Annotated in this window: 1 protein-coding gene; it reads left to right on the plus strand. The window is 57.4% G+C overall.

Going from position 1 to position 1203, the window contains the following annotated elements; genetic code table 11:
• A partial coding sequence (locus AC1Q6I_RS34755) for an IS110 family RNA-guided transposase (protein ID WP_492618420.1) occupies window positions 1-955 on the plus strand: 955 nt, incomplete at its 5' end.
• Between the last annotated feature and the right edge of the window lie 248 nt (window positions 956-1203).

The raw sequence follows: 1203 nt of genomic DNA on the forward strand, positions 1-1203 counted from the left end.
GGGCCGCGAGGTGTTTCGCAAAAAGCTCTCGCGAGCGCAGATGATGCGGTTCTTCGGCAACTTGCCGAGCTGCGTCGTGGTAACGGAAGCCTGTGCCGGCTCTCACTTCATCGCCCGTCAGCTTGCGGCGATGGGGCATACGACCAAGTTGATTTCACCGCAGTTTGTCCGCCCTTTCGTCAAGGGCAACAAAAATGACTTTATCGACGCAGAGGCCATTTGCGAGGCGGCTTCCCGTCCGTCCATGCGCTTCGTTACGCCTAAAACCGAGTCTCAGCAAACCCTGTCTGTCCTGCATCGCATGCGCGAGTCGTTGGTGCATGACCGCACCAAGACAGCCAATCAGATGCACGGTTTCCTGCTGGAATTTGGCATCAGCCTGCCCAAAGGCTCAGCCATCATGAAGCGTTTGGCAGCTGTTTTGGCCGAGCATGAGCTGCCTGTGCGGCTGACAGTGCTGTTGCAACGCCTGCACGATCACTTCGTTTACCTGGATGAACAGATCAAGGAACTGGACAAACAACTGGCTTGCCAGCTGGCCGACGATGATCTGGGGAGCCGTTTGCTTAGCATGCCGTGTGTCGGTCCGATCACCGCCAGCCTTCTGGCTGTAGAAATGGGCGATGGCAAGCAATACCGATGCAGTCGCGATTTTGCGGCTTCAGTGGGCTTGGTGCCGCGACAGTACAGCACGGGCGGCAAAGCCAATTTGTTGGGGATCAGCAAGCGGGGTGACAAGCACCTGCGGCAACTGCTGGTGCAATGCTCCAGGGTTTACATGCAGAGGCTGGATCATCAGAAGGGGGCTTTGGCCGACTGGGTGCGAGCGCTGCTGCGCCGACGACACTCGAATGTGGTGGCCTGTGCCCTGGCCAACAAACTGGCGCGTATCGCTTGGGCGATAGCGGCTCACCATGCGCAATATGAAGCAGGGCCAGACGCCTTGAACGCCTGACCCTGCGGTTGTTGCAGTACCACAATTCACCCTTCAGGTTTTGCGATAGCTGAACAACGGATGACGTGAACGGCCTACCGGCCTGGCGAAGATCCTGACATAAAAATCGGCTTCAGAAGCCGACGGGCTTTTAAGGATCGTCAGGCGCGACTCTCATCGTGGCGCTGGGGCAAGCCCCAAACAGACGCCGGATAGATTTAAGCAAGCCAACCACATCGCCCGTTAATCAGTATTGCAAAAATGGGGGG

It is taken from the genome of Pseudomonas sp. MPR-R2A5 (genome assembly GCF_058793055.1).